The organism is Sphingomonas sp. PP-CC-3A-396 (assembly GCF_004343105.1).
Lineage (GTDB): Bacteria > Pseudomonadota > Alphaproteobacteria > Sphingomonadales > Sphingomonadaceae > Sphingomonas.
Genome location: NZ_SLYF01000001.1, coordinates 1 through 26,535 on the forward strand (window position 1 = coordinate 1; position 26,535 = coordinate 26,535).

General features: G+C 66.5%; 24 protein-coding genes. 13 read left to right on the plus strand and 11 right to left on the minus strand.

Annotated elements, in window-relative coordinates:
* The coding region (locus C8J40_RS00005; protein ID WP_165911328.1) for a transposase at positions 1-305 on the plus strand (305 nt) is incomplete at its 5' end.
* 69 nt (positions 306-374) lie between these two features.
* Here C8J40_RS00005 and C8J40_RS00010 read toward each other — a convergent pair.
* Positions 375-1,433: a GGDEF domain-containing phosphodiesterase gene (locus C8J40_RS00010; RefSeq protein WP_165911329.1), complete on the minus strand. Its 1,059-nt coding sequence runs from the start codon at positions 1,431-1,433 to the stop codon at positions 375-377.
* Between the two features lie 607 nt (positions 1,434-2,040).
* The gene (locus C8J40_RS00015) at positions 2,041-3,246 is read right to left on the minus strand and encodes an acetyl-CoA C-acyltransferase (RefSeq protein WP_132895276.1); all 1,206 of its coding nucleotides are present in this window, start codon (positions 3,244-3,246) and stop codon (positions 2,041-2,043) included.
* Between the two features lie 76 nt (positions 3,247-3,322).
* On the opposite strand from C8J40_RS00015, the gene C8J40_RS00020 reads away from it, so the two are divergent.
* The 6 genes from C8J40_RS00020 to C8J40_RS00045 all read left to right on the plus strand — a co-directional run bounded on the left by C8J40_RS00020 (position 3,323) and on the right by C8J40_RS00045 (position 12,829).
* Positions 3,323-3,574, plus strand: a complete 252-nt coding sequence (locus tag C8J40_RS00020; RefSeq protein WP_055879041.1) for a hypothetical protein — start codon at positions 3,323-3,325, stop codon at positions 3,572-3,574.
* A complete protein-coding gene (locus tag C8J40_RS00025; RefSeq protein ID WP_132895277.1) occupies positions 3,567-4,322 on the plus strand; it encodes an A24 family peptidase in 756 nt (251 codons plus the stop codon). Before C8J40_RS00020 ends, C8J40_RS00025 begins: the two co-directional genes overlap by 8 nt.
* Positions 4,319-4,753 carry a hypothetical protein gene (locus C8J40_RS00030; RefSeq protein ID WP_132895278.1) on the plus strand — a complete coding sequence of 145 codons (435 nt, stop codon included), beginning with the start codon at positions 4,319-4,321 and terminating at the stop codon, positions 4,751-4,753. Before C8J40_RS00025 ends, C8J40_RS00030 begins: the two co-directional genes overlap by 4 nt.
* A gap of 94 nt (positions 4,754-4,847) precedes the next feature.
* A complete protein-coding gene (locus C8J40_RS00035) occupies positions 4,848-7,046 on the plus strand; it encodes a BamA/TamA family outer membrane protein (RefSeq protein WP_243693144.1) in 2,199 nt (732 codons plus the stop codon).
* Positions 7,046-11,287 carry a translocation/assembly module TamB domain-containing protein gene (locus tag C8J40_RS00040; RefSeq protein WP_132895279.1) on the plus strand — a complete coding sequence of 1,414 codons (4,242 nt, stop codon included), beginning with the start codon at positions 7,046-7,048 and terminating at the stop codon, positions 11,285-11,287. Before C8J40_RS00035 ends, C8J40_RS00040 begins: the two co-directional genes overlap by 1 nt.
* 69 nt (positions 11,288-11,356) lie before the next feature.
* Complete coding sequence (locus C8J40_RS00045; RefSeq protein WP_132895280.1) at positions 11,357-12,829, plus strand: NAD(P)/FAD-dependent oxidoreductase; 1,473 nt, start codon at positions 11,357-11,359, stop codon at positions 12,827-12,829.
* 15 nt (positions 12,830-12,844) lie between these two features.
* On the opposite strand, the gene C8J40_RS00050 is transcribed toward C8J40_RS00045, so the two are convergent.
* Positions 12,845-13,336, minus strand: a complete 492-nt coding sequence (locus tag C8J40_RS00050) for an SH3 domain-containing protein (protein ID WP_132895281.1) — start codon at positions 13,334-13,336, stop codon at positions 12,845-12,847.
* Between the two features lie 131 nt (positions 13,337-13,467).
* Here C8J40_RS00050 and C8J40_RS00055 point away from each other — a divergent pair, with 131 nt between their 5' ends.
* Positions 13,468-14,466, plus strand: coding sequence for a D-glycerate dehydrogenase (locus tag C8J40_RS00055; RefSeq protein WP_132895282.1), 999 nt, complete (start codon positions 13,468-13,470; stop codon positions 14,464-14,466).
* A gap of 87 nt (positions 14,467-14,553) precedes the next feature.
* Complete coding sequence (locus C8J40_RS00060; protein WP_132895283.1) at positions 14,554-14,745, plus strand: hypothetical protein; 192 nt, start codon at positions 14,554-14,556, stop codon at positions 14,743-14,745.
* Positions 14,746-14,903: 158 nt separating this feature from the next.
* On the opposite strand, the gene C8J40_RS00065 is transcribed toward C8J40_RS00060, so the two are convergent.
* From C8J40_RS00065 to C8J40_RS00100, 8 genes are all read right to left on the minus strand, one after another.
* Positions 14,904-15,164: a hypothetical protein gene (locus C8J40_RS00065; protein ID WP_165911327.1), complete on the minus strand. Its 261-nt coding sequence runs from the start codon at positions 15,162-15,164 to the stop codon at positions 14,904-14,906.
* A gap of 162 nt (positions 15,165-15,326) precedes the next feature.
* Positions 15,327-15,953: a LysE family translocator gene (locus C8J40_RS00070; RefSeq protein WP_132895285.1), complete on the minus strand. Its 627-nt coding sequence runs from the start codon at positions 15,951-15,953 to the stop codon at positions 15,327-15,329.
* Positions 15,954-16,176: 223 nt separating this feature from the next.
* Positions 16,177-17,580 carry a nitronate monooxygenase gene (locus C8J40_RS00075; RefSeq protein ID WP_132895286.1) on the minus strand — a complete coding sequence of 468 codons (1,404 nt, stop codon included), beginning with the start codon at positions 17,578-17,580 and terminating at the stop codon, positions 16,177-16,179.
* Between the two features lie 69 nt (positions 17,581-17,649).
* Positions 17,650-18,798, minus strand: coding sequence for a glycosyltransferase family 4 protein (locus C8J40_RS00080; protein WP_132895287.1), 1,149 nt, complete (start codon positions 18,796-18,798; stop codon positions 17,650-17,652).
* Positions 18,799-18,964: 166 nt separating this feature from the next.
* A complete protein-coding gene (locus tag C8J40_RS00085) occupies positions 18,965-19,321 on the minus strand; it encodes a DUF559 domain-containing protein (protein ID WP_165886454.1) in 357 nt (118 codons plus the stop codon).
* 116 nt (positions 19,322-19,437) lie between these two features.
* A complete protein-coding gene (locus C8J40_RS00090; RefSeq protein WP_132895288.1) occupies positions 19,438-20,547 on the minus strand; it encodes a glycosidase in 1,110 nt (369 codons plus the stop codon).
* Between the two features lie 137 nt (positions 20,548-20,684).
* Entirely contained in the window at positions 20,685-21,443 is a 759-nt protein-coding gene (locus C8J40_RS00095) for an SDR family oxidoreductase (RefSeq protein ID WP_132895289.1), read from the minus strand.
* 55 nt (positions 21,444-21,498) lie between these two features.
* A complete protein-coding gene (locus tag C8J40_RS00100) occupies positions 21,499-22,380 on the minus strand; it encodes an alpha/beta hydrolase (RefSeq protein WP_132895290.1) in 882 nt (293 codons plus the stop codon).
* 37 nt (positions 22,381-22,417) lie between these two features.
* Between C8J40_RS00100 and C8J40_RS00105 the strand changes: the two genes are divergently transcribed.
* The 4 genes from C8J40_RS00105 (at position 22,418) to C8J40_RS00120 (ending at position 26,394) form a co-directional block, all read left to right on the plus strand.
* Positions 22,418-23,779: a protein adenylyltransferase SelO gene (locus C8J40_RS00105; RefSeq protein WP_132895291.1), complete on the plus strand. Its 1,362-nt coding sequence runs from the start codon at positions 22,418-22,420 to the stop codon at positions 23,777-23,779.
* Between the two features lie 36 nt (positions 23,780-23,815).
* Entirely contained in the window at positions 23,816-25,228 is a 1,413-nt protein-coding gene (gene astD, locus C8J40_RS00110) for a succinylglutamate-semialdehyde dehydrogenase (protein ID WP_132895292.1), read from the plus strand.
* A gap of 81 nt (positions 25,229-25,309) precedes the next feature.
* Positions 25,310-26,101, plus strand: a complete 792-nt coding sequence (cobA, locus tag C8J40_RS00115) for a uroporphyrinogen-III C-methyltransferase (protein WP_132895293.1) — start codon at positions 25,310-25,312, stop codon at positions 26,099-26,101.
* Positions 26,098-26,394 (plus strand): DUF2849 domain-containing protein, encoded by a 297-nt coding sequence (locus C8J40_RS00120; protein ID WP_132895294.1) that lies wholly within the window; start codon positions 26,098-26,100, stop codon positions 26,392-26,394. The genes cobA and C8J40_RS00120 overlap by 4 nt, the downstream gene beginning before the upstream one ends.
* Positions 26,395-26,535 lie beyond the last annotated feature (141 nt).

A 26,535-nucleotide genomic window follows, 5' to 3' on the forward strand; every position in this document is an offset into this window, starting at 1 on the left:
AGGCGTGCGCACTGAGATCGCGCTGTACTCGGTCATTCCGCCGCGTCTCGCGTCTGGAGAACGAGGCCGTTCTCGACCGCATGGCGGCGCGGTTGGCGGCCAGGCCCGAGATGCTTGACCACCGGCGAAACAGCGTCGAGCACCCCTTCGGCACCATCAAACAGTGGATGGGTCAGGGCGCGTTCCTGATGCGCCGGCTCGAGAACGTTCGCGGCGAGTTCAGCCTGACCGCGCTCGCCTATAATATCAGACGGGCCATCACTCTGGTCGGTGTTCCGGGCCTGATCGCCGCGGTAAGGGCGTAAAACCGGCCTTCTCGCGCCACGAACGCCAGACCGGACCTCCAACAGCCGTCTCTCGCCGCCTCAAGGCCATCAACGGCCACCTTCGGGCTCATTTGGTTCTCGAACCGCTCGAGATTGGAAATCGCTGACACCGACCGCGCTGTTCACGACTTTCCACACAGTCTGCTTGAGGTTTGCGATCGCGCTTTCGGGATCGCGAATGACCGACGTCTCGGTGATCTCGAAGCCAAGTCTCGCGCCGCTGGCCTCGACCAGCGCGCAGACGGTTCGGACGAACCGTGCGTCGGCCAGCAGGACACCCGCGATATTGATGAATATCCGCAGGTCATGACCATGTGCGACCAGCGTCTTCTGGTCGCGAATGGACCGGCGGATGGTCCACAAGGTCAGCGCGATGATGTCCCGCGATTCCTCCGCGATCGGGATAAAATCGCCCGGTAGGACCAAGCCCCTGGTCGCGTGCTTCCAGCGAACCAGCGCCTCGACGCTGGTGATCTCCTGCCGCCTGAGATGAACCTTGGGCTGATACTGGAGAAACAGTTCTTCGGTATCGATCGCGATCGTCAGGTCGCTTGCCAGTTGCGCCCGGTCGATCGACGCCGCGCCGGCGTTCACGTCGCGTGCGACCGCCACCCGTTCGCTGCGCGCATCGGCCAAGGCGCGCTCGGCTTCCTCGATCAGGTGGACCTCGTCGCGATCGCCGATCGTCGCCCCGGCGGCCGCCCCGAACTGGACGTGGATCCTGTGCGACTCGCCATCGATATCGAAGGGCTGATCCAGCGCCGCTTCGAGAGCGGCAATCGCCACGTCGAGCGCCAGGCGAGCCTCGCTCTCGAAGGCGATCTCAATCATGTCGCGACCGGCGATGACGATCCGTGCATCCGACAGCACCGTACCAATCCGTGCCGCGACATCGACGATCATCGTATCGGCACGGGGTCGCCCAAGATGTCGACGCAGAACGCCGAAATTCTCGATCTCTGCCAAAATCAGGAATTGCCAGGCGACAGGGCGCGGCAGAATCGTCGAGACGCCGCCCACCCCCGTCATCGTCACCGACCCGGACAAGGCGGCCGATCCGCTCTGGGATGCGCCGTTTACGAAGTGCGACTGCGGAAACTGCCTCATGCCTAACGGATATCCGACACGCATAAACATAGTCTTAAGTAGAACGCCGCCCACTCACCGCAAATCATGGTTAACAATTTACAAAAATGATTGTTTAACGTTTTGTTATCCATTATGCAGAAATTGCACCCGGTTGGGTGTCAATAAGGGAGCATAAAACATGCTGAATCTCATCATCTCGCTGATCTACAGCGGCATTCGCCCCTGGTGAATGCCGACGTCGGCTCGACCAACGCTGTCCGCCCATATGCGGCGAGCACGTTGATCGGGCCGACACTTCACGGGTGACGACTAGTGCAGAACGTGGAATGACACGTTGCTTGCAGAGGGCATGCGGGATGCTGATCCGGCAGTAACACTGCTGTAACATTGGTATGGCGCCTCGACTGCGGGGCGCGCCGCTCAGGTCTAGCGCTCGATCGAGATCGACGGAGTCGATCCGGCCTGCATAAGTTGGACGGAGTGCCTGCTAGAGGCAAAGCGCCGTCGCTAATCGGTCATAGAAAAATGAAACGCGGGCATGATCCGCGCAGATGCGACGGAAATTACGCCGGCCCCTCGCCACGGCGGTGAAGAGCGCCCGTACGGACGCCCTCCCCTTCGCGACTTAGCGCATCAACTCCACCGCCATCGCAGTCGCTTCGCCGCCGCCGATGCAGAGCGACGCCAGCCCGCGCTTCTGACCCGTGGTCTCAAGCGCCGACAGCAACGTCGCGAGGATCCGCGCACCGCTCGCGCCGATCGGGTGGCCGAGCGCGCAGGCGCCGCCGTGGATGTTCACCTTGTCATGCGGCAGCCCGAGGTCGCGCATCGCGATCATCGCGACGACGGCAAACGCCTCGTTCACCTCGAACAGGTCGATGTCCGACGCAGACCAGCCAGCCTTCTCCATCGCTTTCCGCATCGCGAACACCGGCGCGGTCGTGAACAACGCCGGTGCGTGGGCATGCGCGGCATGCGCCACGACGCGCGCGATCGGCGTGATGCCGAGCCGGTCCGCGACGCTCGCCCGCGTCATCACCAGCGCGGCGGCACCGTCGGAGATCGACGAGGCATTGGCGGCGGTGATAGTGCCCTCCTTCGAGAAGGCGGGCTTCAGCGTCGGGATCTTGGCGACGTCGCCCTTGGCCGGCTGCTCGTCGAGCGAGACCGTGGTCGTGCCCTTGCGGCCCGCAATATCGACGGAGACGATCTCGCGGTCGAACGCGCCGGACTTCTGTGCAGCCTGCGCCCGGTGCAGCGACTCGATCGCGTAGTCGTCCATCTGAGCCCGCGTGAACTGGTATTCGTGCGCGGTATCCTCGGCGAAATTGCCCATCAGCTTGCCGGGTTCGTACGCATCCTCGAGCCCGTCGAGATACATGTGGTCGTACATCCGATCATGGCCGATCCGCGCGCCGCCGCGGTGGCTTTTCGAGAGGTACGGCGCGTTGGTCATGCTCTCCATCCCGCCCGCGACGAGCAGGTCGACCGACCCGGCCGCCAGCGCATCCGCCGCCAGGATCGCCGCCTGCATCCCCGATCCACACATCTTGTTGACAGTCGTCGCCTCGACGTGATCGCCAAGTCCCGCGTTGATCGCCGCCTGTCGCGCGGGTGCCTGGCCGAGCCCGGCGGGAAGTACGCACCCCATATAAATCCGCTCGATCTCGGCAGCGGAAACGCCCGAGCGCTCGACCGCACCGCGCACGGCGTCGGCGCCAAGCTGCGTCGCGGTCGCGCCGGCGAGCGAGCCCTGGAACGAGCCCATCGGCGTACGCGCGTAGGACAGGATGACGATGGGATCTCGATCGGCGGCCACTTCACTCTCCATATATTCTTCTGCCCCCGTATCTGGGGTTGATGTGCGGCAATACAAAGCACCGCGGGATGCGCCTAGACCTCCCGTCATGGAAACACTCATCACGACGCTCAAATGGTGTGCCGCCGCGTCGGGGGTGATCGCCGCGTTCATGGTATCGCTGGATTTCGGGCGGCGCGTGACGGGGTGGGGGTTCGTGCTGTTCGTGGGCTCGTCGATCGCCTGGCTGAGCGGTGCGGCCTTGACCGGGGACTGGGCGCTGGGCACGCAGAACATCGTGTTGTTCGGGATCAACCTCCTCGGCGTGTATCGCTACCTGGTGCGGAAAACGGGTGTCTGAGGCGGCGTTCTGGGCGGTGTCGCTGGGCGTGCTCGGCGCGATTATCGGCAGTTTCGTCGCGGCGCTGGTGACGCGTTGGCCCGACGGGCGATCGGTGATGCAGGGGCGCTCGGCGTGCGATGGCTGTGGGCGAACGTTACGCGCGATCGACCTCGTGCCGCTGCTCAGCGCGCTCGTCCTGCGAGGACGCTGTCGTTCGTGCCGCACACCGATCAGCCCCGTCCACTGGCGGATCGAACTGGCTGGCCTCGCGATCGGTGTCGCGGCGGGGCTCGTCGTACCGGGACCAGTCGGGCTTGCGGGCGCGACCTTCGGATGGCTGCTGCTCGCGCTCGCCAGCCTCGATCTCGTCGCGTTCTGGCTGCCCGATCGTCTGACTCTGCTGCTTGCAGCTACCGGACTGGCAAGCGCGGCGCTCGGCATCGATCCGCCAATTTCGGAGCGCCTGATCGGCGGACTAGCCGGGTTCGCCACGCTGTGGCTGGTCGCGTTCGGCTATCGACGCATCCGCGGCCGCGACGGAATGGGCGGCGGCGATCCCAAGCTCTTCGGCGCGATCGGACTGTGGCTCGGGTGGCAGATGTTGCCCGCCGTCCTGCTGATCGCCAGCATGATCGGCCTCGGCGTCGTCCTCGCCGCGCATCTCAAGGGACCCACCATGGCGGCGGACACCGCGCTTCCATTCGGCGCGTTGCTGGCGATCGCGGGTTATCCCGCCTGGCTGTTCATGATAGGCCTGACGCCATGATATCGCTCGCTCTTATGCTCGCGCTGCAAGCCGCGGCCCCGTCAGTAGCGGCAAATCCGGGTCCGGGACCGCTCGGCGCGATCGGCAAGCAGAAGCTCCCCGCCAAAGGATGCGCCGCGTATCTGTGGAGCATGGACGCCGCCCGGCAGCTCGTCGCGATGGCAACCGCCGACCCCGCGCAGATCCGGCTGACGATCGACGGCAAGACGACCGACTATGCGATGGCGACCCAGTCGCCCGCGATCGGCTTCGGCTTCGGCGGCGTGACCCAGTATCGCGGCGGTGACGTGACCGCGACGCTCGACATGGCGGTCGCGGTCCGCGCCGACATCTCGGCGGGCGCGACCGTGACCTCCGCGACGCTACGGATCGACCGCCCCGGCCGCGATACCGTCGTCATGCCGGTCGGTGGCCTTATCGGCTGTGTCTGATCTGAATTCTGGTGAAACCAAGCCGTCCTCCGTGCGTTACGTGGACGAAGATGGGGGTGAATCGTACACGATTGCCGTCCGTAAAGGGGATCGTGTGACAGCTTCGAACAGCCGGCATCATTGGCTCGCTCTCGCGTTGGTAGCGTCGACAACGGGGTTTGCGGGCATCGGTTCCGCGCAATTGGTGAAGCCGGGCACCGCCCCGGCCAAGGGTCCCGATGCGCCCAAGCCTAGCGACCAGCCGCAGTCGAACGATCCGCGTTCGGACGCGCCGATCGTTCCCGATGCCGAGTTCGACAGCGCGCTGCCGCCGTTGAGCGGCGACCTGAACGCGCCATTGGAAGCGATGACGCCGCTGCCTGCTCCGTCGACCCAGGCACCTGCGACGCCCGCCACGGCCACGACACCTGCGACCACGCTGGCGGGCGATGTGCTGCCCCCGACCGGCCCCAGCGATCCGCAACTCGCGCAACCGTTGACGCCGCTGTCGAGCTTCGACACGACCCCGCTTCAGACCGCGGCGGATATCAAGGACAAGGACGCGCCCGAAATCCGCTACGAGACCGCGACCAAGGGTCTCGACAAGGCGGGCGACGGGCTCGAAGGCGAATACAAGGCCCTGTCCGCACTAGCAGAGGGCAAGGGCAAGGCGGCGAACGCCACGCAGGTCGCGGCGCGCGCGCGTGAGGACGAAGCGCTGGCGGTGCGGCTGCTGAAGTCGCTCGGCTATTACGACGCGACCGCGATCTCGACGATCGAGACGATCCCCGACGCCGACACGACCAAGCCCGCGCGGCTGAAGGCGACCGTCAGCGCGCAACCCGGCCGGCTCTATTCGCTGTCGTCGATCACCGTGAAGGCGGACGCGACGACCCCGCCCGATCTCGTACGTACGCAGTTGCCGCTGAAGGTCGGCGATCCGATCGAAGCCGCACGGATCCAGGGCGCTGAGGCAAATGTCAGCCTGACGCTGCCGCAGCAGGGCTATCCGTTCGTCAAGGTCGGCGAGCGCGACATCCTGCTCGACGACCAGACCCCGACCGGCGCGTACACGCTGCCCGTCGATACCGGCCCGCGCTCGTCGTTCGGGCAGCTTCGCACCGAGGGCGATCCGGTCTTCAACCTCGAGCATCTGAACCTGTTCCCGCGGTTCAAGGCGGGCGAACTCTACGACAACCGGATGACCGACGATCTGCGCGATGCGCTGGTCGCGACGTCGCTGTTCGCGACGGTGTCGGTCGAGCCGGTCCGCACCGGCACGATCAATCCCGACGGTACCGAGCAGGTCGACCTGCTGGTGCGGCAGAGCGAAGGCAAGCCGCGCTCGCTCGGCGGCAATGTCGGCTATTCGACCGGGCAGGGCTTCCGCGCGGAGGGCACGTGGCAGCACCGCAACCTGTTCCCGTATGAGGGCGCGCTGATCGCCTCGGTGATCGCAGGGACGCAAGAGCAGGGCGTGTCCGGCACGTTCCGCCGCGCCAACGCGGGCAAGCGCGACAAGACGTTCAGCCTGACCGCGGGCGCGAACCATTCGAATTACGACGCCTACGACGCGTTCACGACCAGCGTCGGCGTTCGCTGGAGCTACGATTCCACGCCGATCTGGCAAAAGCCGCTGACCTATTACTATGGCGGCGAACTCGTCGGTACGAACGAAAGCGTCTACGACTTCACGCAAGGCAAGGACGTCCGACGCACCTACGGCATCGTCGCGCTGCCGGGGCAGGTGAAGTTCGATCGCTCGGACAGTCTGCTCAACCCGACCAAGGGCTATCGCCTGACGCTCAACCTCAGCCCCGAAACGTCGGTGCAGGGTTCCGTCAAGCCGTACATCCGCACGATGATCGAGGGGACGTTCTACTATCCCGTCTCCAGCAGCATCGTCATCGCGGGCCGCGCCAAGGCCGGCTCGATCCAGGGCGTCGACCGCGACGATCTCGCCCCGTCACGACGCTATTACGGCGGCGGCGGCGGTTCGGTGCGCGGTTATGGCTATCAGCGGCTCGGGCCGTTCGATCCTAACGGCAACCCGGTCGGCGGCCGCTCGCTCAACGAATTTGCACTCGAAGCGCGTTACCGGTTCGGTGATTACGGCATCGTGCCGTTCATCGACGCGGGCAACAGCTATGAAAGCAGCACGCCGAACCTGTCGTCGTTGCGCTACGGCGCGGGCATCGGCGGGCGCTTCTACACCAGCTTCGGCCCGATGCGGTTCGACGTCGCGACTCCGCTGAACCCCCGCAAGGGCGACGGCAAGGTCGCCCTCTACATCTCGATCGGGCAGGCATTCTGATGGCCGAAAACGGCATTCCGCACGTCGAGACGACGCCCGAAACGATCGTGGTCGAGCGGCGCCCGATGTGGCAGCGCATCCTGAAATGGCTCGCGATCCTGGTCGTGAGCTTGGTCGCGCTCGTCCTGATCGTGCTGTTCGGGATCAATACCGATCCGGGCCGCCGCCTCGTCGCCGACCAGATCGGCGGCTACACCACCGCCTCGGGGCTGAACATCAAGGTCGGCCGGATCGACGGCTCGATCTATGGCGCGATGACGCTCAGCGACGTGCGCGTGTCCGATCCCAAGGGCGTTTTCCTGACCAGCCCGAAGCTAGCCGTCGACTGGCGTCCGTTCGCGTTCGCCAAGAACCATGTCGACGTGCGCTCGCTGACCACGCCGCTGGTCACGTTGCAGCGCCGCCCGGTGCTCAACGCGACGCCGACCGACCCGAACGCGCCGCTGCTCCCCGATCTCGACATCGACGTGAACCGCCTGGTGATCGATCGCTTCTTGATCGCCAAGCCGGTCACCGGCCAGACGCATATCGTCAAGATCGACGGTGCGGTCCACATCGCTGACAAGCGCGCGCAGCTGACCACCAACGCGACCGCGCTGACCGGCCCGGGCATCGCCGGTGGCGACCGCCTCGTGCTGAAACTCGACGCGGTGCCCGAGCAGAACAAGCTCGACGTCAACGTGAAGCTGACCGCGCCGGTCGGCGGTGTCGTCTCGACGATGGGGTCGTTCAAGGCGCCACTGACCGCGACCGTCGATGGTCGCGGTAGCTGGGCCGCATGGCAGGGTCGCGCAGTTGCGACGCTCGGCGGCGGACAGCTGGCGAACCTCGCGCTGACCGCGAAGAACGGCCATATCGAAGTCCGCGGCTCGACGCGTCCCGGCCTGTATCTTGAAGGCCCGGTCGAGCGGCTGACGGCGCCGCAGCTCGATGTCGCGATCGATACGACGCTCAACGACCGCAAGGCCGACACGCGGATGACGCTGAAGTCGGACGCGCTGGCGGTCGACGCCGGCGGCCTGATCGATCTCGCTAACAGCCGCTTCGGCAATTTCGCGGTGAGCGCCAAGCTGCTGACGCCCGGCGCGATCCTGCCGAACCTGCGCGGTCGCGACGTGACGGCACGCGTCGTCCTCGACGGTGCGTTCGCGACGCCGACGCTCGACTACAAGGTCCGCGCGGCAACGATCGCGTTCGGCGACATGGGCGTTGAGAACCTCTACGCCGAGGGTCTCGCGCGCGTGAACTCGGACCGCATCCTGGTGCCGGTGAAGGCGCGCGCACGTCGCGTGACGGGGCTCAATGCCGCGGTCGGCGGGCTCGCCACCAACGTCGCGATCGACGGCGACTTCGCGATCTCGGGCGTCAACGTCCTCTCCGACAACCTCAAGATCCGCTCGGACAAGATCGATGCGACAGCGGTGGTCGTCGCGAACATGTCCACCGGCCGCTACACCGGCGCGCTCAAGGGGCGGGTCAACAATTACCGCGTTGACGGCATCGGCATCGTCAACCTGACGACCGACGCCAAGCTGGTGCCGGGACCCAAGGGCGGCTTCGGCATCACCGGCCGCGTCGTCGCGCAGACCTCGCAGATCTTCAACGAAGGCGCGCGCAGCTTCCTCGGCGGCAACGCGATCGTCCGCTCGGACATCGGCTACAGCCCCGAAGGCATCGTCACCTTCCGCAATCTTCGGATGAACGCGCCACAGTTCCGCGTCACGCGCGGCGAAGGCCGGTTCGATCCGGCGACCGGCGCTGTGCTGGTCAATGCAGACGCGTATTCCACCGTCTACGGCCCATTGTCCGCCCGCGTAACGGGTAGCGCGACCGCCCCCGTCGTCGTCCTGCGCGCTCCACGTCCCGGCGTCGGCGTCGGGCTCGTCAACCTCAACGCGCGGATCGTCGGTCGCGGCGGCGCCTATGCCGTTACCGCGAGCGGCGGCACCAATTATGGCCCGTTCACCGCCGACGTGTTGGTGACGCCAGGCACGCAGCTCGCAGTCGATGTGCGCCGCGTGGTGTTCGCCGGGATCGTCGGCAGCGGCCGGATCGTCCAGACCGCGGCCGGTCCGTTCGCGGGTGCGCTCCAGTTCGCCGGGCAAGGCTTGTCCGGAAACGTCCGCCTCGCCAACCAGGGCGGCTACCAGCGCGCCAACGTCGCCGCGCGTGCCAACGGCGCCAAGATCCCCGGCATGGTCGACTTCACCATCGGCCGCGCGATCGTCAGCGCGACCGCAGTACTGACGCCGACCCCGCAGATCGTCGCCGACGCGCAGATCGCCGACATGCGCTACGGTGCGATCGTCCTCTCGGCGGCGCGCGCAAAGGTGAATTACGTCGGCGGCAATGGCACCGCGCAGGCGTTGCTGACCGGTTCGAACGGTGTCCCGTTCCGCCTCGCCGTCAACGCCAAGCTCAGCCCGAACAACTACCTAGTCGCCGCACAGGGCCAGGCCAACGGGATCGACTTCCGCACCGTCAACCCGGCGCGCATCCAGGCGGTGAAGGGTGAATATCGCCTGTCGCCGACCCGGATCGACTTCGGTGGTGCAGGCGGCGGCTCGGCGCGTCTGGCTGGCAGCTATGGCCGCGGCACGAACGCGCAGGTCCGCCTCGATCGCCTCGACCTGTCGACGCTCTCCGCTCTCGTCCCCAACCTCGGGATCGGTGGCAAGGCGACCGGCAGCCTCGACTTCGCGCAGGCGAACTCGGCGGCACTGCCGACCGCGGACGCCCGCGTGACCGTCGCCAACTTCACGCGCTCGGGCCTCGCTGCCGTCTCCGATCCCGTCGACATCGTGTTCGCCGGGACGCTCGGCGGCGACGGTGCGACCGGTCGTGCGCTGGTCCGTCGGGGTACGTCAGTCATCGGCCGCATGGTTGCGAACCTGCGGCCACTCCCGGCCGGTAACGGTTCGTGGAGCACGCGCCTGATGGCCGCGCCGCTGTCGGGCGGGATCCGCTACAACGGTCCGTCCGCGGTGCTCTTCAGCTTTGCCGCGATCCCCAACCAGCAGCTCTCGGGGCCGATCGCGGTCGCCGCCGACTTCTCGGGGCGTCTGCAGGCGCCGCAGCTCAACGGCGTCGTCCGGGCTGACAACCTGACCTACGACAACGAGACCTACGGCACCCGACTGTCGCAGATGCGGATCGCTGGCCGGTTCTCGAACACCGATCTGCAACTGACGCAGCTCAACGCGAAGGCCGGTGACGGTACCGTGCAGGCGCAGGGCACGATCGGGTTCGCAGCGGACAGCGGTTTCCCGATCGACATCCGCGCGACGCTGAACAATGCGCAGCTCGCCAAGAGCGATGCGATCAGCGCCACCACGACGGGTACGGTACGCCTCACCAACGGGCGCGACGGCGGCCTCATCAAGGGCGATCTCCAGATCCCCGAGGCCCGCTATCAGATCATCCGCCAGGGTCAGGCGGAGGTCCCCGAACTGACAGGTGTCCGCCGCAAGAGCGACATCCGGACGCCGGCTTCGACCGACCGGTCGCAGGTCCCCGCCGTCGGCAAGTTCAAGCTTGACCTCCGGGTACGCGCGCCGAATCAGTTGTTCGTGTCGGGCATGGGCCTCGAATCCGAATGGGAGATGGACATGCGGATCGGCGGCACGTCCGCCGCGCCGATCGTCACCGGCGGGATGGATATCGTCCGCGGCACCTATTCGTTCTCGGGCAAGCGGTTCGAGGTCACCAAGGGCCAGATCCGCTTCCGGGGCGGCGCGCTGACCGATCCGGACATCAATATCCAGGCGTCCACCACGACCAGCGACATCACCGTCATCATCAACGTGACGGGTACCGGCCAGCGTCCGCAGATCGCGTTCACCTCGACGCCGACGCTGCCGCAGGACGAGGTGCTCAGCCGCCTGCTGTTCGGGTCGAGCCCGGCCAATTTGTCGGCAACCGAGGCGATCCAGCTGGCGTCCGCGCTGAACTCGCTGCGCGGGTCGGGCGGCGGTGGTCTCAACCCGCTCGGCAAGCTGCGCTCGGCGACCGGGTTCGACCGGTTGCGCGTGCTCGGCGCGGACGAGGCGACGGGACGTGGCACCAGCCTGGCTGCCGGCAAGTACATCACGAAGAACATTTATGTGGAGATCGTGACCGACGCGAAGGGCTTCACCTCGACGCAGCTCGAGATCGCGCTGACCAAGGCACTCAGCCTGTTGTCGGCCGCGGGATCGAGCGGCGGGCAGAGCGCGAGCGTGAAATATACGAAGGACTATTGAGTAAAGATCACAACAGGATAGGTTCGGTTATGAAACCTACGGCGTAACGCCGGGGCGCGGGGATGCAGCATGACCGAACATGTCGACGTGATCGTGGTGGGTGCCGGCATTTCCGGGATCGGCACCGGCTACCACCTTCAGACGCGTTGCCCCGACCGCAGCTACATGATCCTCGAGGGGCGGCAGTCGATGGGCGGGACGTGGGACCTGTTCCGCTATCCCGGCATCCGCTCCGATTCGGACATGCACACGCTGGGATTCGTCTTCCACCCCTGGACGGCGGCCAAGTCGATCGCGGACGGCCCTTCGATCCGCGCCTATGTCGAGGAAACGGCGCAAGCGTACGGAATCGATCGCAAGATCCGCTACGGCCATCACGTCAAGTCTGCCGCGTGGTCGACCGAGGAGGCGCGCTGGACGGTCGAAGCGACCGGCCCCGACGGTCCGGTCACGCTGACCTGCAACTTCCTGTCGATGTGCGCGGGCTATTACAATTACGCCAAGGCCTATTCGCCCGAGTTCGAGGGCGCGGAGAGCTTCGCCGGGCAGATCGTCCACCCGCAATTCTGGCCCGAGGACCTCGACTATAGCGGCAAGCGAGTGGTCGTGATCGGCAGCGGCGCGACCGCCGTGACGCTCGTGCCGACGATGGCAAAAACCGCGGCGCACGTGACGATGCTCCAGCGCTCGCCGACGTACATCGTCGCGCGCCCCGGCGAGGACGGCGTTGCCAACTGGCTGCGCGGCAAGCTGCCAGCCAAGGCCGCGTACGGCATCACGCGGTGGAAGAACGTGTTGATGGGGATGTTCTTCTACCGGATGGCCCGCAAGAAGCCCGCGGTCGTGAAGGAGCGGATGATCGGCATGGTCCGCGATCAGCTCGGCCCCGACTACGACGTCGCGACGCATTTCACGCCGCGCTACAATCCGTGGGACCAGCGCGTCTGCCTGGTACCGGACGGCGACCTGTTCACTGCGATCAACGCCGGCACCGCCTCGATCGTCACCGACACGATCGCGCGTATCACGCCCGACGGCATCCACCTCGATTCGGGGAAGGACCTGCCCGCCGACGTGATCGTCACCGCCACCGGCCTCGAACTCCAACTGATGAGCGGAGTCGCGTTCAGCCTCGACGGCAAGCCGATCGAGCTCGCCGGGCGGCTGCAGTACAAGGGCATGATGTTCGACGGCGTGCCGAACCTGTCCTCGACCTTCGGCTATACCAACGCGTCATGGACGCTGAAGGCCGACCTGACCGCGGTGTATGTCTGCCGCCTGCTCAACACGATGACCAAGCGCGGTCTGCGCCAGGCGACCCCGCACAACGATGATCCGACGATGAAGAACGAAGCGTTCCTCGACTTCACCTCAGGCTATGTCCAGCGCGCCGCCGCGGCACTGCCGACGCAGGGCGAACGCAAACCGTGGAAGCTCAACCAGAATTACGCGCTGGATCTGATGGCGTTGAAGTTCGGCTCGGTCGACGACGCGATGGTCTTCTCGAACCCGGCGACAGCAAGAACCAGAGTGCCCGCATAGCCGGTCGAAGCGGCGTCAGGGCAGCGTTTCGCCCGCCTCGACGCCCCACAGCCCGCCGATCGCGACGAACCCCGCCTGCCCCTTCACGTCGAACCGGCACCAGCCATTGCCGCACTGGCTCAACCGCCCGACCACGCCGGGTGCGGCGCGCCACAGCAATTTGCCGGACGCGGCGGGCTTCTCGCGCAGCTCCACCGGCCCGGCGCCGTGGACGATCGCGGTGCGCGTGCCGCTGAGCAGGTTGGCCTGCATCCAGCCTTCGGTACCGTCCGGATCGGCGACCTTGCGCCATTCCTTGAAGATCGCGACGACCTTGATCGGCAGATCCTGGCGTTGATACAGCCAGCTCGCCGGATACGTCCGCGCAGGCCCGGTCCGCATCCGCGCGCGCGACGCCGATATCGACGCATAATAGGGCACGCTCTTCTTCGCATCGGCGGCGACCGCGGGGTCCGGGATCAGCGCGACGGCAGCGAGAGCGGAGAGCGCGGCGGCGAGAATGCGCATGATCGAGTCCTAAATGGCGAACCCCGTCCTATCCCGACGCCGCCCGTTCCTCAACCGCGTTGACGTGCCCCGCGACGATGGCATGAACGGCGCACGTTGACGCGCGCGCGCGCCTTCGCCAAGCCGTCGCCATGACCGACACACGCCGCTGTCCGAACCCCCAGGTCGTCGTCACGCGCGAGCTGGCCGATACGCTGATGGACCGGATGGAGGCGCTGTTCGACACGCGCAACAACCGCGCCGACGCCAAGCTCGATCGCGATCAGCTCGCCGCGGCGATGGCCGACTGCGATGTGCTCGTCCCAACCGTGACCGACGACATCGACGCCGACCTGATCGCGGGCGCAGGCGACCGCCTGAAGCTGATCGCGAACTACGGCGCGGGCGTGAACCATATCGACCTGAAGGCGGCGCGCGCGCGCGGAATCATCGTCACCAACACGCCGGGGGTGCTCACCGAAGACACCGCGGACATGACGATGGCGCTGATCCTGTCGGTACCGCGCCGCTTGGCCGAGGGCGAGAAGCTGGTGCGCTCGGGCCAGTGGAACGGCTGGAGCCCGGGCGGGATGCTCGGCCACCGGATCGGCGGCAAGGCGCTCGGCATCGTCGGGATGGGGCGGATCGGCCAGGCGGTCGCGCTCCGGGCGCGCGCGTTCGGGCTGACGATCCATTATCACAATCGCACCCGCCTGCCCGCGGTCCGCGAGGCGCAACTCGCGGCGACCTTCCACGCCTCGCTCGACGATATGCTCAGCAGCGTCGACATCGTGACGATCCACACCCCGCTCAACCCCGACAGCCGCGACCTGATCGACGCACGGCGGATCGCGCTGATGCAGCCGCACGTCTATTTGATCAACGCGGCGCGCGGCGGGATCGTCGACGAGGGCGCGCTGGTCGATGCGCTGGAGGCGGGCAAGCTCGCGGGCGCAGGGCTCGACGTCTGGGCGCACGAGCCGGCGATCGATCCGCGGCTGCTCGCGCTGCCCAACGTCGTGATGCTGCCGCATATGGGCTCGGCGACGCTCGAAGGCCGGATGGCGTCAGGCGAGCGCGTCATCCAGAATATCCGGATGTGGGCCGACGGCCACCGCCCGCCCGACCAGGTGCTCGACGGCTGGCTGTAACGCCCGAATACAATCTGGATCAGTTGTTCGGAACTGATCCCGCGGTGCAGCATTTGTTGGATACCCCCGGAGAGACAGGAGTATCCCATGAAGAAGTTCGCCATTTCCGCCCTGCTGGTAGCATCCGCCGTGTCGATGAGCGCATGCTCGACGCTCAAGGGCGCGGGCATCGGTGCAGCCGGTGGCGCAGGCGTTGCCGCGGCGACCGGTGGTAGCGTCGAGAAGGGTGCGGCCGTTGGCGGCGCCGGTGGCGCAGTGGTCGGCACCGTCGCCGACTGATCTATCGCCGCCTAAACGCTCGATCCTCCCCCGCCAGGGGAGGTGTAGCCGAAGGTGACGGAGGGGGAGGACACGGAGCGAGGGTTATCGCTTTCCTCCCCCTCCGACTGGCAAGTGCAAGCCACCTCCCCCTGGCGAGGGAGGAGCATCCCAGCCCTCTAGACCGCACGCATCCAATGCGTCCGCGCGACCGTCCCGGTCAGCACCTTCGACCCGAACGCCTTGATGATCTTGGCGGCGTCGACACTGTTCATCAGCACTACGCGTGTGCCGCCCGACGGCAGCGTCTCAATCGCGCTGATGATCGCGTCGTGCTTCTTGCACATCGCCAAGACCTGCGGCTGCTCGACGCTGACGTTCACCGCGCGCGAGATCGGCACGACGGTATCCGCACCGGTCGTCATGACCGGATCGCCCATGGTGCGCTGGTAGAAAAGATCGTCATGCGGCATTCCCGGCTCGGAGCGGGAGCGCAAAGCATCTCTCAGTCGCAGCCTGCCCGTACGAAGCGCCGCGATGCGTGCAGTATGCGCGCAATGACGCCAAACGGCAATGGCATCGCCGTCAATGTTACCCCGTTGCTACGTTCGCACCCGCAGCAACGCGAGCCCGAAGCCGACGAAGATCGCACCCGTCACGCGGTCGAACGCACGGCGCAGCGCAGGCCGAGTCAGCGACCTCGCAAGCGTCCGTCCGCCCGCTGCATACACGCCGTACCAGAAGCTCTCGACCACCGCGAAGGTCACCACCAGGATCGCGAACTGCGGCGCTTGCGGCGACGCGCGGTCGACGAACTGCGGCAAAAACGCCGCCGCGAACAGCAGCAGCTTCGGGTTGCTGATGCCGATCGCGAACCCGCCCCGGAACAGGCGCCGCGCCGACCAGCTTTCGGGCAGCGCATCGCCACCGAGATCGATCGGCGACCCCGCCCCGCGCCATGCCTTGATCCCGAGAAATATGAGATACGCGACACCCGCATAGCGCAACGCATCGAACACCCGCGGCCACGCCGCCAGCAACGCCGATACGCCCGCCGCCGACGCGGCCAGCACGAGCACCAGCGCGGTCAGGCACCCCCCCATCGCCGCGACGCTGCGCCGCGCCCCAAACGCGATGCTGCGGGTCATGACGTGCAGCATGTTCGGCCCCGGCGTCCCGCACAACAGGAACACCGCGACCACGAACAGCCACCAAGCGTGTAGCGTCATTTCCGGCTCCTGATGTTTGCGGGGCGGTTCGGGCGATTCCAGCCCTATCCCCCCTCCAGCCCCGTCACCCCAGCGAAAGCTGGGGTCTCCCCGTTTGGCGAGCGACTTGAACCTCAGGACGATACCCCAGCTTTCGCTGGGGTGACGGGGCGGGTTGGGGATACCGGGTTGAGTGAAGTGTTCGCTTGGGACGCGTCCGGCTCAGACTCCGGGCCCCCGCGCCTCAATCCCCCGTCAAAATCCGATCGACCAGCTGCCCGACACTCGGCACAAACCCGTTCGAATAGAACGGGTCCTTCTTGAAATTATACGCCGCATGCCCTGCAAACATCAGATTCTGGTCGATGTCGCCGCCATGCGCGATGTCCTGCAGCGTCTTCTGGATACAGAAGCTACGTGGATCGGCCAGCCGCCCGGTCGAGTTCGTCTCGGTATCCGCCCAGCTCGAGAACGAGCATTGCGACAGGCAGCCCATGCAGTCCGCCTGGTCCTTGCGGATCATGCCCTTCTCGGTCGGGCTCACAAACACCAGCGTATTGTCCGGCGTCTTCAGCGCATCGGTATAGCCCTCGCCGAACCACTGCCGCGCACGCAGCAGATCGTTGCGCGTAACCCAGAAGTTCTTGCCTTTCACGCCGACGTCGAGCTGGAACACGTGATCGCCGGCCTCCTGCGTCGAGAAAGCAATCTGGCGCTCGGACCGAGCCTCCAGCGAACGCAGGAACGGATTACGCACCGCCGACGAATAGAAGCCGGTCGGCGAGAATTTGTGCAGCAGCACGTCGCCTTCCTCGATCTGCGTCAGCGCGTTCTTCCAGCCCTCGGGGATCGGGCTTTCGCGCGTGAGCAGAGGCCGCGTGCCGAACTGGAACGCGATCGTGCCAAGCTCGGGATTGTCGATCCAGTCGTTCCAGTCGCGCAGATACCAGACGCCGCCCGCCATCACGATCGGCACGTCGTCGCTGATGCCGCCTTCGCGCATCACGTCGCGGAGTTCCTTGACGCGCGGATACGGGTCCTGTGGCTTCAACGGGTCCTCGGCGTTCGACAGGCCGTTATGCCCGCCCGCGAGCCACGGATCCTCGTATACCACCGCGGCCAGCCACTCGGCCGCCTTCGAATACGCCCGCTTCCACAGCGCCCGGAACGCACGCCCGGAGCTGACGATCGGCAGGTAGCTGACGCCGTAGGACGCGGTGATCTCGGACAGCTTGTACGGCATGCCCGCACCGCAGGTGACGCCGGCGACCTTGCCGCGGGTCCGCTCCAGCACGCCGTGCAGGATCCGCTGGGCGCCGCCCATTTCCCACAGCACGTTGATGTTGATCGCGCCCTTGCCGTCGGCGATCTCGTACGCGCGCTCGACCTGCTGAACCGCGCCTTCGATCGCGTATTCGACGAGTTCCTCGTGGCGCGCACGCCGCGTCAGGGCTTCGTAGACCTGCGGGATGATCTTGCCATCGGGATCGTAGCTGTCGGCATTCACGGCAGAGACTGTGCCGATGCCGCCGGCCGCAGCCCAGGCGCCGGCCGACGCGTGGTTGGTCGCGGCGACGCCCTTGCCGCCCTCAACCAGAGGCCAGACTTCCCGACCGTTATAGACGATAGGCTTCAGGCCCTTGAACACGACGTCACCTCTCCCGGAAAATACGGCCCCCTATATCGCAAGGACGCAGCGCGCGAGCAATATTAAGACCTAGGTTAGTACATCGCCCAGCGCACCGGGGCGCCCGAGCGCATCCTCGTACAACGCGCGATAGCGAGCGATCATAACTGCTTCGTCGAATTCCGCCCGCGCCTTGGCCTGGTTCGCAGCACCCACCGAGGCGCGCAGCGCAGGATCGGACACCAGCGCCTGCAACGCGTCGCGCAACCGAACCTCGTTGGCGATGTCGGTCACGAACGGCAGGTTCTCAGGCGCGACCATCCGCTTCAGGTCGCCAACCGGATAACTGGCGATTGGCAGGCCCGCGGCCATCGCCTCGACCACCGAAATCGGAAACTGCTCGCTCCGCGACGACACCGCGAGCATGTCGAAATGGCCGATATACCGATACGGCCGATCGAGAAACCCGGGCAGCACCAGCTTGTCCGCCATCCCCATCGCCGCCGCGGCCTGCATGATATTCGCGCGTTCGGGCCCCTCGCCGACAATCACCAGCCGCACCCGGCCCGACACGCCGCCGACCGCCCGCACCAGCGCGGTCAGGTCCTTCACCTCGCGCAGGCCCGCGAGCGCACCGATCACGATTTCCTTGGCGTTGGGCACGAACCCCGGGATCGCCTTCGGCTCGGGCTTCTGCGCGTAATAGGCGGTGCCGATCCCGTTGACGATCCGGTGGACACGCTCGCGCGGCTGCTTCCAGGTGTTCAGCGCGATCCCCTCGAGCACCTCGGAGGGCACCGCCAGCGCATGCGCCGCACTCAGCGCCAGCCGCCGGTATATGTTGCGCTCGATCTTCAGCCCGGACGCCTCGTCGGCGTTGAACCCATCCTCGTGATGGACGAGCGGCGGCGCCCCCTTGCTGAATGCGCGCCGCGCCATCGCCCCGTCGATCGCGCCCCAGTTATACGTCAGCACCAGATCAAACCGACGCATATACTGCGCGATCGCCTCGTACCGCTTGACCGAAGGCTTGCCGGTCAGCGGCGGCGGATTCTGCGCGATCTCGTAGCGCACCCCTTTCGCGATCGACTCGCGCGCGCTCAACGCGTCGGGCACCCCCGATACGATGGTGTGCCTGGCACGATCCCCAAACGCATTCATCAACCGAACCGCCCGCGCCTCCTTGCCGCCAAGGTCGAACGAGGAGTGAAGGTGGAGGATGTTCACGGAAGCGGCCATGCCCGAGCGATGCCGATTTCTGGACGGGGTTTCAAGGTAGGCAGCAACCATGGAGCCTTAGGAAAGTAGCAGATGAACCCGCGCTATCGCGACCGATGCGCTCTATGGCGGACACTTTCTAGCCCTCTCCCGCCTTCGCGGGAGAGGGTTGGGTGAGGGTCTTCTTCTACTTCGCGGCTCGCGCCAGGAGAGCAACGAGGATCGTTTCCAGAACGCCTTCGCGATTTTCAATGATGTCGCTGTTCCAGAAGCGGAGCACCTGATACCCCTTCGCCTCCAGAAAGGCGGTGCGGGGTGCGTCGATCTTCGGGTCATGCTGACTGCCGTCGAGTTCGACGATCAGCATGGCTTCGAGACAGGTGAAATCGGCCACATAATGGTCACCAATCGTATGCTGCTCGCGGAACTTGAAGCCGCCCAGCCGACGATTGCGCACGGCGAGCCAGATGATCTGCTCAACATCGGTACGTTCGCGCCGCAGGCGGGCGGCATGGCGACTGATCTGGCGGCGTACCGGATACATCCGACGAGCCTAGAAGAAGAAAGACCCTCACCCAACCCTCTCCCGCGAAGGCGGGAGAGGGCTAGAAATTGAATGTCCGCTTTCCTCCCATCTCCGCCATTCACGCCAAGAGCGTTTTACGTCGCAAATACCCCCTTGCGAATATGCGTGATCCGGCATGCGAGATCCGCCTCCCCACTCGCCACCACGTAGAAGTCGCCTGCGTCCGCGATCCCCGTCGTGAAGACGACGTTGTCGAGGTACATGCTGTCCTTCAGCGGCTCGGTCAGCACGGGGTTGGGTTCCAGCAACGGCGTGTGTTGTGTCGCGACCGTGATCGACGGGTCGTTCTTGTCGAGGATCGACCAATAGGTGCGATAGATCCCGACCACGCCCGACGGTTCCACCCCGTGCCACAGCGTCAGCCACCCGCGGTCGGTCAGGATCGGCGGGGCACCGCCGCCCATCCGCGCGGTCGCGACGGTGGCGGCATGCGGGCGGATACCGGGCTTGTCGTGCGGCTTCCAATGCAGCGCATCGGGCGAGCGCGACAGGTTGATCGAGGGGCCGCTGCGCCATTCGCTGCCCGGCGGGTAGGCGAAATACAGGTCGCCGAGCGGGCGGGTCTGCGCCCAATACTGCCCGGCGATCAGGCCCTCGAAGATCAGCATGTCCTTGTTCTGGTGATCGAGCACGATCCCCTCGAGCTGCCAGTCGAGCGCGTCGGCGGAGGTATACAGGGTGGTCGAGTGCCGCTCCGGGCTGACCGAGCAGGTGGTCATCAGATAGCGGTCGCCGACCTTCGAGATCCGCGCATCCTCGACGCCGTAGCATTGGTACGAGGTGCGCGGCGCGATCGCCTTGTCGTAATGCACCGTGACCACCGACCGCCCCTCGGCATCAAGCTCGACCGGGAGCAGCCACGACAACGACGTCAACGCCATCACCTTCCACCCGCCACCGGGGATCAGGAATTTCCGCGGGTCCTTCGTATCGACCATCGCCAGCGGCCAAGCGTCGAGCACATATGCGCCGTCGTCCCAGCGGATCGCATGGACGTTGCCGTCCCCGATCGGCTTTTTCAGCGCCTCCGCCACGCGCACCATCAACAGCAGATTGCCGTTCGCCAGCCGCGTCATCCCCGGATTGAACGCGCCGAGCACATAGGTCTCGGCACCGACCTTCCCCGCCAGCGGCGAGCGCGACAGGTCGATGTCCGCGGGGGTGAAGACGAGCTGATCGAACACGCTATTCTCCTTGGTAACTGGTCTTCCTTTGGGACCTCCTCTTCCCGTTCGCCCTGAGCGAAGTCGAAGGGTGTGCCCCGAGTAGAGGTGCTTCGACTTCGCTCAGCACGAACGGAATTGGGGAGGTTAGTCGGCGTCTATTCCCCCACAAGCGCCCGCGGGACGATCACGATCTGCTGTATCACCGTCCGCGTCGGCTGCGTCAGCACGAACTCCACACCCACCGCGATGTCCTCGGCGCGCAGCATCTGCTCCGCCTCGATCATCTGGCGCTGCTTGTCGTCGGGCACGTCCGGATACTGCATGTTCGACCCGACCTTGCCCGGCTCGACCAGCGAGACCTTGATCCCCTTCGGGCCGACCTCGCGCCGCAGCGCCTCGGCGAACCCGGCGATGCCCGATTTGATGCCGGCATACACGGTCGAGCTGGGCCCGAGGATATGCGCGCTCAGCGAGCCGATGATGACGATGTCGCTGATCGGCGTCATCCGGTGCGCGGCATGATGCGCGCTGAGCAAATACGCGGTGAAGTCGACCGCGATCGCATAGCGGAGCTCGTCCTCGCTCATCTGCATCAGACCGCCCGCCGCAACCGCCGCGTTGACGACAGTGATGTCGAAGCCGCCGAGATACGCCTCGCCCGCATCGAAGAACGCACGAACCTTGTCGGGATCGGCGAGTTCGGTGATCATCCCGTCGCCCTCGCCGACTTCGCGAATGCGCGCGAGCGCGTCCTGCAGATAGCGCTCGTCGCGGCCGCAGATGAACACCTTGGCCCCTTCCGCCGCGAGCAGCACCGCGATCGCCCGGCCGATCCCGGTGGTCCCCCCGGTAATGATCGCACGGCGGCCCTTCAGCGGGCGGACGGTCGTGTGGGCGTCGGAGAGTTCGGTCATCAAGTATCCCGGCTTGTCAGCAGATTGCGGGCAGAACACGCCGCGCCGCCCTCCCCTAAGCGCGGATCGCCGCCCCCTCAAGCGCACGCGCCAGCAACCGGTCGATCGGCTCCTGCAGCATCGTCTCGCTCAATGTCGGCGCATGCCCCACGCCCGGCACCGTCACCAGCTCCGCCCGGTCGAGCGATGCCGCCATCCGCTCCGCCGTCGCCGCCGACAACAGGTCCGATCGCCCGCCGCGGACGATCAGCGTCGGCACGTCGCGGAGCGAGGCGAGCGCCTGCCACATGTCCGGCCCCGCCTCGTTCCCCGGCACGCGAAACGGCTCGGCGATCTTGAGGTCGTAATCGAGCACGATCCGCCCCGAACTGTTGAGCCGGTACAGCCGCTTCGCCATCGCCAGCCAATCCTCGATCTGCCAATCGGGATAGACGTCGGCGTTGTTCTCGGAGACGCAGCGCGCGGCGTGCATCCAGGTCGGGAAGACGCTCGCCTTGCCGACATACCCGCGAATTCGCGACAGCCCCTGCGCATCGATCTCCGGCCCGACATCATTGAGCAGCGCCGCCGCCATCCGGCCGCGTGACGGCCCCGCCATCAGCATCGTGACGATCCCACCGAGCGACGTCCCGAACGCGATGTACCGGTCGATACCGAGCTCGGTGCGCAACGCCTCGACATCCTGCACATACGTCAAGGGCACGTACGACATCGGGTCCTTCGCGTACGCACTCTCGCCGCGGCCGCGAAAATCGATCGCGATCAGGCGCCAGCGCCCCGCCAGCCTGGCAGCCAACGCGTCGAAATCGCGCACATTCCGCGTGAGGCCGGGCATGCAGAGGATCGGCGGCTGGCCTTCCGCCCCGCCCGGATAGTCCCTTGCGTGGAGTCTCAGCCCGTCGTTGGACCACCAATAGAGGTTTTCGTGAGCGGCCATGGTTGCGTCCTTCGGGTAGCGGCCACCATATCGCCGCATGCTCACCCGCCCGCAAGTGTATCGCCCCGAAGCAACGCTCCTCGACCTTGGAGACGGCTTCTTCGATCCCGTCGCACCCGCCGACTTCCCCGAGACCCGGCTGCGGTTCCGCAACGACCGCGCCGCCGCGCAGATCGGCGTCGACACGCTGACCGACGACGAGTGGACGCGCCATTTCGGTCGGTTCGAGCCTTTGCCCGGCACGCTCCCCCAGCCGTTCGCGCTTCGCTATCACGGCCACCAGTTCCGCAACTACAATCCCGATCTCGGCGACGGCCGCGGCTTCACCTTCGCACAGATGCGCGATGATCAAGGCCGGTTGATGGACCTCGGCACCAAGGGCTCGGGCCAGACCCCGTGGAGCCGCGCGGGTGACGGCCGCCTCACGCTCAAGGGCGGTGTCCGCGAGATCCTCGCGACCGAAATGCTCGAGGCACTCAACGTCCCAACCTCGCGCACGCTGTCGCTGATCGAGACCGGCGAGCACCTCCACCGCGGCGACGAGCCCAGCCCGACCCGCTCCGCCGTCCTCGTCCGCCTCAACCACAGCCATGTCCGCATCGGCAGTTTCCAGCGCCTCGCCTACGAACGCGACGAAGCCGGCCTTCGCAAACTCGTCGGCTACACGCTGCGCAACCTGTACGACGAGGACAGCGACGACCCGGCCCGCCTGCTCGACCTCGTCGTCGCCCGCACCGCGCGCCTCGCCGCACGCTACATGGCGGCGGGCTTCGTCCACGGCGTGCTCAATTCCGACAACATCAACGTCACCGGCGAGAGCTTCGACTACGGCCCATGGCGGTTCGCGCCGACCTGGGACCCGGCGTTCACCGCCGCCTATTTCGACCACCAGGGGCTCTACGCGTTCGGCCGCCAGCCCGAGGCGATCCACTGGGACGTGATGCAACTGGCCGTCGCGCTCCGCCAGATCGTCGAGAGCGAGCCGCTTGTCGCCGCGCTCGACCAGTTCGGCCCGCGCTATCAACCCGAAGTCACGCAGGCGATCCTCTGGCGCCTCGGCGTCCGCCCGCGCGATCCCGACACCGACCGCGACCTCGTCCAGGCCACCGAACGCGCGCTCCGCACTTCGGGGGTCGGCATCGACCGCTTCTTCTTCGACGCGTTCGGCGGAAACCTGTCCGAAACCTACGCCGAACCCTGGACCGAAGTCCGCACCGCACTCGCCGGCTACGAACCCCGAAAAGACCGCTCGCACGCCTATTGGTCGGGCGAACCGTGCAGCATGCTGATCGACGAAGTGGAGGCGATCTGGGCGCCGATCGCCGAACACGACGACTGGACGCTGTTGCATGCAAAGGTCGCCGCGATCCGCAACTTGGGAGACGCGCTCGCCGAATAATTGGAATCATCCCTGATTTGAGGCAAGAGCAGCGCCATGTCCGACGAGATCATCTCCCACGAACCCGCGACCGGCGCGGTCCTCTGGCGCCATCCGGTCGGCGATGTCGATGCGGAAGTGGCCTGCGCCCGCGCCGGCTGGTCGAGTTGGGCATCGAAACCCCTCGCCTTCCGGATCGAGACGATGCGGCGTTTCGCCAACATCGTCCGCCAGCGCAACGACGCGTTCACCGACCTGATCGCGCGCGAAACGGGCAAGCCGATCTGGGAAGCGCGCGGCGAAGTCGAGACGGTCATCGCCAAGGTCGACATCTCGGTCAGCGCCTATGCCGATCGCACCGCGCAGCGCCGGCTGGAGGCGACGATGGGGACACGCATCGCCGTCCGTCACAAGCCGCACGGCGTGCTGGCGGTGCTCGGGCCGTATAATTTCCCGGCGCACCTGCCCAACGGGCACATCGTCCCCGCACTGATCGCCGGCAATGCGGTGGTATTCAAGCCATCCGAAAAGACCCCCGCCGTCGGCGCGTTCCTCGTCGAATGCTTCCGCGCCGCCGGCGTGCCAGCCGAATGCATCCGCCTCGTCATCGGTGGCCCCGCGGAAGGAAAGGCACTCGCCGCGCATCCTGATATCGACGGGCTGCTGTTCACCGGCTCGGCGCGCACCGGCCTCGCACTCAACCGCGCCTTCGCCGACAAGCCCGAGAAGATCCTCGCGCTCGAGATGGGCGGCAACAACCCGATCGTCGTTTGGGACACGCCCGACCTGCACACCGCGGCGGTGCTGATCATCCAGTCCGCCTTCACCACCGCGGGCCAGCGCTGTACCGCCGCGCGCCGGCTGATCGTCGACACCAGGCTTTACGACCCGCTGATCGCCACGCTCGACAAGATGGTCGGCCGGATCATCGTCGGCGAACCGCACGCGACCCCCTCCCCGTTCATGGGCCCGGTGATCGACAACGAAGCCGCCGACCAGCTCAGCGAGAGCTTCCTCGAACTGCTTACCCGGGGCGGCCGCGCGATCCGTCATCTCGAACGTCCGGTCGCGGACCTGCCGTTCCTGAAACCCGCGCTGATCGACGTCACCGACATCGCCGACCGCCCAGACATCGAGCTGTTCGGCCCGATCCTGCAAATCGTCCGCGTCGACGATTTCGACGCCGCGATCGCCGAAGCGAACAACACGCGCTACGGCCTGTCCGCCTCGCTGATCAGCCAGACGCCCGCGCTCTACGACCGCTTCTGGGCCAACATCCGCGCCGGCATCGTCAACTGGAACAAGCCGACCAACGGCGCATCCAGCGGCGCCCCGTTCGGCGGCATCGGCTGGTCGGGCAACCACCGTCCTAGCGCATACTACGCCGCGGATTACTGCGCCTACCCGGTCGTCAGCAGCGAATCCGAAAGCGCGCGTGCATCGATCGGCATCGGCCTCAGCGACGGCTGACCGACCACGGAAAGCAATCCTACCCGCCGCCAAAGCATCATTCGGTTGCGGCGCAGCGTGTTGCCGCCCATCTCCGGTGACATGGCAAGTCTCCTAGACCCAACCGCGCGCGGGCGCGTCATCCTCGTCGGGGCGGGCCCGGGCGATCCCGGTCTCCTCACCGTCCGCGCGGTCGAGGCGCTCAAGACCGCCGACGTCGTCGTGCATGACGGTCTGATCGATCCGCGCGTGCTCGACATCGCGCCGCCGGGGGCGCAGCGCATCTCGGTCGCCAAGCAGCGCGCGCGCCACACGCTGCCGCAGGAGGCGATCAACGCGCTGATCATCGCGCACGTGAAGACCGGCGCGATCGTGATCCGCCTGAAGGGTGGCGACCCGTTCGTGTTCGGCCGCGGCGGCGAGGAAGTCGAAGCCGTCCGCGCCGCCGGGCTCCCCGTCGAAGTAATCCCCGGCGTCTCGGCCGCGCTCGGTTGCGCCGCGGAGGCGATGCTGCCGCTCACCCACCGCGATCATTCGAGCGCGGTCAGTTTCGTCGCCGGCCAGTGCAAGGGCCTCAGCGAGCAGAACTGGGCCGGGCTTGCTGGCCAGGGTCGGACGCTGGTCATCTACATGGGCATCGCCACCGCGACCGATATCGCCGACAAGCTGATGGCCGACGGCGTCGCACCCGACATGCCCGTCGCTGTTCTCGAACGCGGCACGCTCAAGGGCTCACGCGCGATCCGCACGCTTCTGGCCGATCTCGGAGCGATGGTCACGCGCGAGGCGGTGAAAAGCCCCGCGATCATCGTCGTCGGCGAAGTCGTCGAACTGTCGGACGCAGAAGACAAACTTGCCCGCTGGGCCCGCGTAGCAGAGGACGCCGCCGCATGAAGCTGTTGACCGGAAACGATCTCCCCACCGGCGACGTGGTATGGTGGAGCGGCAACGGCTGGTCGCGCCACATCGAGGACGCGATCGACGTAGGCGTGTCGGGTGAATCCATCCTCCAGGCGGAGGAAGGCGCCCGCCGCGTCAACGTCCCATACCTGATCGAGGCGACCCAGACCGACGAAGGCCCCCGCCCCGCCCACATCAAGGACCGCATCCGCGCTTTAGGCCCAACGATGCGGCCCGACTTGACCCTCAAACCCGCCGATCCGAATGCGGGGAGCTGGGTGATATGATTCACGCAAAGCCTGTCCTGAGCGAAGTCGAAGGGGCGCTAAGGCGCGAAGAGGTTAGTGATAAGGTGTTTCACGCGGAGACGCGGAGGCGCGGAGATGTTGCGCTTGCCGCGCAGCGGCTCTCACACTCATTGGCGGAGA

What these genes read in the sequence shown, in the direction of transcription:
- C8J40_RS00015 (WP_132895276.1), bottom strand. Translation starts at nt 3,246, where the DNA reads ATGGAGAGTGAAGTGGCCGCCGATCGAGATCCCATCGTCATCCTGTCC.
- C8J40_RS00060 (WP_132895283.1), top strand. Translation starts at nt 14,554, where the DNA reads ATGAAGAAGTTCGCCATTTCCGCCCTGCTGGTAGCATCCGCCGTGTCG.
- C8J40_RS00050 (WP_132895281.1), bottom strand. Translation starts at nt 13,336, where the DNA reads ATGCGCATTCTCGCCGCCGCGCTCTCCGCTCTCGCTGCCGTCGCGCTG.
- C8J40_RS00100 (WP_132895290.1), bottom strand. Translation starts at nt 22,380, where the DNA reads ATGGCCGCTCACGAAAACCTCTATTGGTGGTCCAACGACGGGCTGAGA.
- C8J40_RS00040 (WP_132895279.1), top strand. Translation starts at nt 7,046, where the DNA reads ATGGCCGAAAACGGCATTCCGCACGTCGAGACGACGCCCGAAACGATC.
- C8J40_RS00105 (WP_132895291.1), top strand. Translation starts at nt 22,418, where the DNA reads ATGCTCACCCGCCCGCAAGTGTATCGCCCCGAAGCAACGCTCCTCGAC.
- C8J40_RS00055 (WP_132895282.1), top strand. Translation starts at nt 13,468, where the DNA reads ATGACCGACACACGCCGCTGTCCGAACCCCCAGGTCGTCGTCACGCGC.
- C8J40_RS00085 (WP_165886454.1), bottom strand. Translation starts at nt 19,321, where the DNA reads ATGTATCCGGTACGCCGCCAGATCAGTCGCCATGCCGCCCGCCTGCGG.
- C8J40_RS00065 (WP_165911327.1), bottom strand. Translation starts at nt 15,164, where the DNA reads ATGGGCGATCCGGTCATGACGACCGGTGCGGATACCGTCGTGCCGATC.
- C8J40_RS00080 (WP_132895287.1), bottom strand. Translation starts at nt 18,798, where the DNA reads ATGGCCGCTTCCGTGAACATCCTCCACCTTCACTCCTCGTTCGACCTT.
- astD (WP_132895292.1), top strand. Translation starts at nt 23,816, where the DNA reads ATGTCCGACGAGATCATCTCCCACGAACCCGCGACCGGCGCGGTCCTC.
- C8J40_RS00030 (WP_132895278.1), top strand. Translation starts at nt 4,319, where the DNA reads ATGATATCGCTCGCTCTTATGCTCGCGCTGCAAGCCGCGGCCCCGTCA.
- C8J40_RS00095 (WP_132895289.1), bottom strand. Translation starts at nt 21,443, where the DNA reads ATGACCGAACTCTCCGACGCCCACACGACCGTCCGCCCGCTGAAGGGC.
- C8J40_RS00020 (WP_055879041.1), top strand. Translation starts at nt 3,323, where the DNA reads ATGGAAACACTCATCACGACGCTCAAATGGTGTGCCGCCGCGTCGGGG.
- C8J40_RS00120 (WP_132895294.1), top strand. Translation starts at nt 26,098, where the DNA reads ATGAAGCTGTTGACCGGAAACGATCTCCCCACCGGCGACGTGGTATGG.
- C8J40_RS00045 (WP_132895280.1), top strand. Translation starts at nt 11,357, where the DNA reads ATGACCGAACATGTCGACGTGATCGTGGTGGGTGCCGGCATTTCCGGG.
- C8J40_RS00010 (WP_165911329.1), bottom strand. Translation starts at nt 1,433, where the DNA reads ATGAGGCAGTTTCCGCAGTCGCACTTCGTAAACGGCGCATCCCAGAGC.
- cobA (WP_132895293.1), top strand. Translation starts at nt 25,310, where the DNA reads ATGGCAAGTCTCCTAGACCCAACCGCGCGCGGGCGCGTCATCCTCGTC.
- C8J40_RS00070 (WP_132895285.1), bottom strand. Translation starts at nt 15,953, where the DNA reads ATGACGCTACACGCTTGGTGGCTGTTCGTGGTCGCGGTGTTCCTGTTG.